Below are 7,750 nucleotides of genomic sequence, written 5' to 3'. Positions count from 1 at the left end.
CATCAACTTCGGTTACCTCTTCGTATACTAAACGTTTAATATCTCTTACAGGAGAGTGATTAGCGTTATTAGCTACTAAGCTCTCTGTAAATGTGTGGAATAAATACGTGTATTTATCGTATGGAGATGATCCTTTTGTACCATCTTCATAGTAGTACTCTTTAGCAACGTTATAATGAGCTGTACTTGCACGTTTTTGACGATTCAGTATCGCTTCAGGTTTAGGTAGTTCTGTTTTACCACCATTATCTTTATTAGCTAAGAAGCCTTCAGTAAAGTCACGAGCTTGTTTAAGGTCTGCTAATGCTTTATTGAAATCTTCTTCAGACAATACTCCATTTTCGTCAGTTAGTCCTAGTTTTTCGTTTAACTTATCGTAGTTAGCTTTGATTACAGCTACCTTAGCAGCATCTGCACCATTTTTTCTAAGATACGTAACGATATTGTGCATTTCTTCTGCTAATTTATAATTGTCCGCACCGTTTGTGTACGTTGGTAATGCTTTTGGTGCAGTTTCTTTGTTAGAAGTCGCAGCTTCTACTTTTGGAGTTTCGCTTGTGCTAGCTTCTGGCTGAACTTCTGTAGTTCTTCCTTTTTTACCACGTTTTTTAGGAGTAGCACTTCCTTCGTTTGCTTCTCTATTCGAAGTTTCTGTCGTCGCACTGCGATCTGTTCCTGATCGGTTAGCTTCTTCTGCTTTCTTTTGTTCAGCAGCTTTTTTGTCAGCTTCAGCAACAGTTGCGTTTAATTTTTCAGTAGCTTTTTTTAATTCTTCTACTTGCGTCTTAACTTCTTCTGCTGTTGCGTTTTCTTTTTCTAATAATTCTTTAGCGTCAGCTAAAACTTTATTAAGTTCTTTAGAAATACTGCTTATTTTCTCTTTTTCTGTAGCTCTAACTAATGCATCTAAATTAATCGTTAGTTTGTTTAAATCTGCTTTATCTACTTTTGCAGTTGGTAATGCAGCTTGTGGTACGTCAACTGTAATAGGCTTATTATTAGCTGTTGCTTATTTTCCAGAATCCCCGCTGGCATTTGCGGCGTTCCCACTATTTTGGGTATCATGTGATACAGGAACATTTTCTGCCTTAGCCGACATTCCACCACCAAAGAAAATAAGTGATGCCACAGCCACACTGGCAGCACCAAAGTGATATTTTCTTATTGAGAAACGCGTCATCTTTTCGCCGTCTTTATATTCATATCTCATATGTGTATCTGAATCTCCTTTATATTTTTCGGTTATTTTTTGGTATTAGATGTTACATAAATACATCTAGATATTTAGGCTATATATACATAAATACCTAGTATATACTTTTCAACAATCCTAAACATAATAATTATAATACACTACAAACCTTAAATCAACTGAAAACTTGTATTTATCAACGTTTTAACCCATAAAAAAAGGTGTCAAAAAAATAAAAAATGGAAAATATAACGATCTTTTAAGTTACTTTAATATTAAGGGATTCCACAAAACCCTTATCAACAAAGCTTTTCTATATCAAAAAAAAAAAAAAACATTATGGAAACCGTGATTTTTTTATATAATTATTCTTATTTTTAAGATTATAAAAAAATTTCATTTTAAGTATATTTTAAGTAGGATTTTCTAGTTTACTAATTTGCTATAACATCAGTTGTGTAAGTGTTTTTATATCACATTTTTTCAAAAAAAGTTTTTTTCTTGCAAACCTTCAAACGAGGAATTTTTTTATCTAAAACTAAAATAATAATTGAATATTCATAACTAACATTTAAAAATTATACTCATGTGAAAATAAATTCGATTGTCACACCTTTCAAACAACTTTAATAACTGCACTAAAACTCACTTCCAAACAAAAAATATCAATTCCCAACTATCACCTAATAAGAGCTGCACCCTAAAATGCTGTTATGTATCAGGGGGGCCAAAAATCCTAAATTTTAACAAGGTTTATATAAAAATTCATAGACACAGTGGTTTGCTGACATCTAAATTCGCTTTATAAATACTTTTTTGATATCTAATAAACCGTGCGAGGGGACTCGACAAAATCTAGTTTCTTCGAAAGCACAATTTTTAAGTCACTCCCACATACTCTTTATTTTTTAAACTAACTTTAATATTTTGTCTCCAGACATAGTTTATTATTAGCCAGCTCTTATTTTTTATTTAAAATTTATTTGTCGTTAAGCTCCATTTATTTTCAGTTTGAAATTTGTTTGTTTTCTTATTTTCATTTTAATTTTGTAATTTTTTTGTATATACATATATTACTTTTACTTCTTATTTTAAGTGTCCTCTTTACAGTTTTTATATAAGTATGTATAATCAATATCCCCCTCTCTCCCACTCTTACAGATATACAATAGGATGAGTATACTTATGAATTACTTAAAAACAAAAGACAATATAAAAGTTCCTGTTAGTAAAGAGGTTTATTCCCAGATAAATTCTATTCAAAATCGCACAAACTATGTTACTAGAAAATTTAAAGAATGTGGTTTAGTTTATTATGAGAATTATTCTTCTGAAAACAATACTGGGGAGAGCCGAATCAAGGATTGTTCCGCATCATCTACTGTAACGGTTATTAAAGAAGAGCTGTATGCCGCATTATATGATGCTTTAGCTACTCTATCTGTAGATGATCAACTACTTTTATATAAGCTATACGCTAAGAATTCTTCACTTCGAGGAGCTATGCAAAATAATCTTAATCACCCTACAAAAGTTAAACGACATAAAGAAGCATTGCTGAAAAAATTAGCTATTTTGTTAAAAGAATACGAAGAGGATTTTTTTGATAGTATTACTAGATAAAATTTTAAAGATTTTGTGACAAAAAACTGTTTTTTTCACTTATAATAATGAGGGGGTTTTTTTATCTTTTGTAAGAGTGGGTGCCTAGCTATAAATTTTAATTTTTTTCATATACTAGTAAATTATTGTTATTATAAAATTTTTATTTTCGAAGATTATTTTGATAAAAATTCTTAAGGATTTATAGTCTATGTTTAATCTAGAATTTCCAATTCAATTTATTATTAATATTTTAATGATTTCCATATTTTATATCAGCCATTTTTTTACATTTTTAATAATAAAGTTTGTCCTTATTAGGAGATGTTCTACATAGAGGGAAGATATAGGAGGACCATTATAATGAAGACTTTTACAGAATTAAACGAAGACGACACTCAAAGATTTTACGAGTTATTAGAAGTTAAAAAGTTCCTTATTAAGAGGGCGCTATACAAGGTAAATATCCCTCAACAGCTTCATAGTGAGTTTTATAGTTTTGGAATGGAGGGGCTTCTTGTTAGTTTCCTTATTCTTCAAGACGGGGGAATAAGCCCTAAGGATTTTGATCGATTCGCTTTTACTACCATAAAAAGAAAACTAATCGACGAAATTCGCAGAAGAAATAGGCACAAAAGCGTTCCTTTGGATATTTTTGACAATAATTCTGATGTTATCAGCAATGATTATGATTTGTTGTATATTGAGCTTATTAGCTATCTAAAAAATACATTAAAATCAGCTGAATGGAATTATTTCGAAGAATATATAAAGACGTTAAATATTAAGCAAACTGCTATTTCTTTGGGCATATCACTAGCTAGCGCGTATAGATTACACAAACATATTAAGGGAGTTTGTGAACAGTTTCTATTAAGTATTTAAGACTTTATTCGCTCTATGTAGACATCTACTATTTTTCTTTAAATTCATCTTTAAGACTGGCTTTTCATTAAATCTGCTCTATATAATTTCACGATGATGCAGAGCGCATTGCATAAAATCTTTCCTCTATTCTATGTGCATCTTCTTCTCTCTATCTCAGAAAAAGACTTAAAAATAAAAAATAAATTTCATTGATGAAAATGTAAAAGCTGTTAAATCAAAACTTTAGAAGTTAGTAGAAAATCACAATTTCAAAAAATTTATTTTGTCGAGTCACCCCCACATAATATATTAGACATCCAAAAAGCTTTTTAATGCGAATTTGGATGTCAATATTAATATTTATTTGTTACTTTTTTGCAATCTAGATCACAATTACTTCAACTATAGATATTTTTCGAATTCTTTCTCAGATACCCCTAGTTCTTCACACGCATATTCTTTTGTTATCACACCTTTATTTACTAAACCTGCGAGCATATTTATTGTTTTTTCTCTTTCTTGTGCTATTCCTAACCCAATTCCTCGCTCAATACCTTGTTCAATCCCTTGTTCTTTCGCCTGCTCTTGCGCTTCTTTTACATACGCTAGATGCGCATTCCAACCATCCCAAGCTCTTATGTATTCATCAAACATAGCTTTATCCTCCTTGTTCCACTCTTTTACATCTAGTATTCTATCTGCCTTCGTTATTATGTTCCCTGGTTGATGTGTAAATGGTTTGTTCCCAAATAATTCCATCCAGCGTACTTTATTATAACTTGCGTTCATCTCTGGTTTGTATTTTTTCAATTCTAAAAATGCTATTTGCACTAGATTTCTTTTCTCTTCTATTCCTTTTACTCTGACTTTCAATTCTTCTTTTGTTTCACTATCTCTTAGACTAAAATTGTGAATTGCTCTGTCATCTTCGAAATAGTTTTCTTCTGTTATCGCTACGGCGTAGACCGGAATTAATTCTCGAGATAAATAGTGTGTGTCTATTCCATCTTTTTTATACTCATCTAAGTTTTGCGATACTTGTTCACAGATGTATAACCACAATCTTTTTATAAAATCAACCTGCATAGCTACTTGTATTTCTATGACGACTTGTGTTTTATCATTTAATTCCGCAAGTACATCTACTTGTGTTGTGAAATTTGGTAAAATCTTACTAGTTGTTACATGTATTTGCGTTCCATCTAATATTTTCACACTTTTGACCGGTAATTCTAAAATATCACGAATAAATTCCGCGGTTATTTCTGTATCGCTAAATATTTTTTTCGCCATTAAATCCATCATTGGTCGTGCGTCTTTATGTCTTATGTTTTCCATGTTGGAAACCTCCCTATTTATTATTTTTTCATGCTTTATTTAATTTTTCACAACTCCCTGATAATTCTACCTTAATTATACTCCATGAAAGCTATTTTTTCTAATGATAACATTAGTTTTTATATGATTTTTCCTTTTATTCTAACCTTTATAGAGAGTATTTTTTAAAAGTCAAGTGTATCAAGGTACTAGAGCACTTATAAATTAAATACCGTATTTAAAGGTAATAAAAAGGACTATTCGACTTAATCTTAATTACTAGAACTTTTTTAATCTCCACTTGATTTCATTCTAATATTTTAAATTAAATCGAATAGCTCGTATAAAAAAATAAAATCTAAACTAATGAAATAACATTTGTTCAGATTTTACTTATTAATTGTAAATTTCCCTACGGTGTTTATAATAAACCGCCACTATAACTAGTTTATCATCTTCTATTTCTGTTAATAACCTATAATCACCGATACGATAACGCCAAAATCCTTTTTTATCGTGTAGTAGTGCTTTTCCTTTTACTCTAGGGTTAATACAACCATTTAAATTTTTATCTATCCAGTTGTATAATGTTCTTTTAGTTTGTTTATCTAGTTTCTTTAAATCTTTTTCTATTCTTCTATCAAAAACAACTTTATACATTATATTTCAAACACTTCTTTCATATCTTCGAAAGAAACGTAGTCTACTTCATTTCTTTCTTTACGTTCTTCATATTCTTTCATTAATTGCAAATCGTATTCATCTTCTAATTTTTCTAATGCTAATTGTTTAATAGTTGTTGATAATTTCCCACCGTATAATCCTGCTACATTTTGAAAAATAGTTTTTTCTTCTTCGTTTAATCTTATTGTTAATGTACTCATAATAAAAGCCCCTCTCTCTTGTATTACGTTTGTAGTACAATTATATAATATACAAATTATTATTTCAAGTAATTTCATACTAAAATGTATTAAGTTTTTAAACGGTGTATAAGCATTCTAATTTTATTTTGGTGTAATTGTACATTTCTATCTCTTAAAAGCCGTTAGTGCTGGAAATAACGGTGAATTTATACATATTAGAACCAATAGAATATAATTAGGGAAAATTATTTTACTTCAATCTATACCGCTTCTTGTATTATGTGTAAATATTATATGATTGAATGATACAACATATTTTTAACGTGTTTACCGTTTCTTGTTTTGTTTCCTTAATAGATGTTGTTTCTTGCTCTTAAAACGTTCTAGATAGCAAATAAATAGTGAATACAGATGAATTAATAAGAATGTATCCACAAGGGGTTATTTTAAATATACAATGTAAAAGCGGAAATAAAAAAGCTAGTGAATACACTTACTCAATACGTTTCACTAGCTCTACTTTAGGTAACTGTAAACTAATTAAATTCTACTGGCAACCATTGTTTAAACAGTCTCGATATTTGTCTTTTTGTATATAAAAATTGAAATCCGGTGATGGAATTTTTCCATTCCTCGAATTTATTATATAACCTAAAAAAGACAGCTCTTTCGAACTGCCTTTTTTAAAAATTTTTAATGAAATTATTTAACAGGTAATACTGCTCCATTCCATTTTTCTTTAATGAATTTTTGAGTATCTTCAGATTTTAAAGCTGCAACAAGTTTTTTAACAACAAGTTTGTCTTTGTCACCTTCACGAACAACGATGATGTTTGCGTATGGGTTGTCGTCTGTAGCTTTTTCTACTAATACTGGCTCAGTTGCTGCGTTTAATCCTGCATCAACGGCGAAGTTAGCGTTGATTGAAACTAGGTCACCTTCACCATTTTGATAGAATTTAACCATTAAAGCTGGATCATTTTCATAGCTGAATTGTAATTTTTTAGGGTTTTCAGCAATATCATCGAAAGTAGCTGTTACTGGGTCTACACCATCTTTAACTTTTACTAATCCTTCAGAAGCTAATAATTTAATTACGCGTCCCCATTCAGATTTGTTGTTACTTACTAATACTTTAGCACCTTCTTTAAGGTCTTTAACGTTTTTAACTTTTTTAGAGTATAATCCGATTGGCTCTAAGTGAATTGCACCAGCATCTTCAATTTTGTATCCATTTTCTTTAATAGCATTTTTTAAGAATGGTACGTGTTGGAAGTAGTTAATGTCGATTTCTTTATCGTTTAACGTTTTGTTTGGTACATAGTAGTCTTGGTATGTAACGATGTCTAATTTGATTCCTTCTTTTTCAAGTTGTGGAGCAACGTGCTCTAATAATACTGCGTGAGGTACGTTAGTAGCTCCTACTTTAACTGTTACTGGTTTGCTTGGATCTAGTTTATCAACATCAATACCTTTTTTCTCAGTTTTTGATGCACTTGAGCATCCAATTAATACGATTCCAAGTATAAAACTTGTTACTAAAAATAATAGTTTTTTCATTTATAATTTTCTCCTTTTGTTTTTACTATTTATTTTGGGTTTTGCGAATTTTATGTAAAAAAAATCACCCTTACTCTCCTAAGAGAATAAGGGCGAAACTAATTTCACGGTACCACCTTACTTTTTCGTAAACTACGAACTTTACCACTGCATCGTCTATGTATCTAGAATATATCCGATAAAGTGTGCGTTTGTAACGTAACGCCTACGAAAAAAGCTTGTGTTTTAAACTCACTTTTTTTACCATTCAAACCATTTTCCTTTATCATCTGCATTGTGTGCTTTCACCTGCTCACACTCTCTGTAAAAGTTCCTATAAAGTACTTATTTGAATATCGGTAATTTT

At 30.2% G+C, this 7,750-nt stretch carries 8 protein-coding genes; 2 read left to right on the top strand and 6 right to left on the bottom strand.

Translation table 11 applies throughout. From position 1 onward, the window contains the following. Nucleotides 1–451, bottom strand: a 451-nt coding sequence (locus RWN11_RS06140; RefSeq protein WP_314160886.1) for a hypothetical protein, incomplete at its 3' end; no start/stop codon positions are given. A 558-nt stretch (nt 452–1,009) separates the two neighbouring features. Next, nucleotides 1,010–1,180, bottom strand: a complete 171-nt coding sequence (locus tag RWN11_RS08275) for a YSIRK-type signal peptide-containing protein (protein ID WP_399536121.1) — start codon at nt 1,178–1,180, stop codon at nt 1,010–1,012. A gap of 1,197 nt (nt 1,181–2,377) precedes the next feature. Here RWN11_RS08275 and RWN11_RS06130 point away from each other — a divergent pair. Together RWN11_RS06130 and RWN11_RS06125 are read left to right on the top strand one after the other, a co-directional pair. Next, nucleotides 2,378–2,815, top strand: a complete 438-nt coding sequence (locus tag RWN11_RS06130; RefSeq protein ID WP_314160884.1) for a hypothetical protein — start codon at nt 2,378–2,380, stop codon at nt 2,813–2,815. A gap of 342 nt (nt 2,816–3,157) precedes the next feature. Next, a complete protein-coding gene (locus RWN11_RS06125) occupies nt 3,158–3,679 on the top strand; it encodes a sigma-70 family RNA polymerase sigma factor (protein ID WP_314160883.1) in 522 nt (173 codons plus the stop codon). A gap of 384 nt (nt 3,680–4,063) precedes the next feature. On the opposite strand, the gene RWN11_RS06120 is transcribed toward RWN11_RS06125, so the two are convergent. The 4 genes from RWN11_RS06120 to RWN11_RS06105 form a co-directional block, all read right to left on the bottom strand. Continuing rightward, nucleotides 4,064–4,999, bottom strand: coding sequence for an Rpn family recombination-promoting nuclease/putative transposase (locus tag RWN11_RS06120; RefSeq protein ID WP_314160882.1), 936 nt, complete (start codon nt 4,997–4,999; stop codon nt 4,064–4,066). A 375-nt stretch (nt 5,000–5,374) separates the two neighbouring features. Then, nucleotides 5,375–5,638, bottom strand: coding sequence for a type II toxin-antitoxin system RelE/ParE family toxin (locus RWN11_RS06115; protein ID WP_314160881.1), 264 nt, complete (start codon nt 5,636–5,638; stop codon nt 5,375–5,377). Continuing rightward, the gene (relB, locus tag RWN11_RS06110) at nt 5,638–5,862 is read right to left on the bottom strand and encodes a type II toxin-antitoxin system RelB family antitoxin (protein WP_314160880.1); all 225 of its coding nucleotides are present in this window, start codon (nt 5,860–5,862) and stop codon (nt 5,638–5,640) included. The genes RWN11_RS06115 and relB overlap by 1 nt, the downstream gene beginning before the upstream one ends. A gap of 684 nt (nt 5,863–6,546) precedes the next feature. After that, entirely contained in the window at nt 6,547–7,404 is an 858-nt protein-coding gene (locus tag RWN11_RS06105) for a MetQ/NlpA family ABC transporter substrate-binding protein (protein WP_314160879.1), read from the bottom strand. Nucleotides 7,405–7,750: the final 346 nt, after the last annotated feature.

This window comes from uncultured Gemella sp. (assembly GCF_963519265.1).
Lineage (GTDB): Bacteria > Bacillota > Bacilli > Staphylococcales > Gemellaceae > Gemella.
This window is presented reverse-complemented; position numbering and strand designations above follow the sequence as displayed.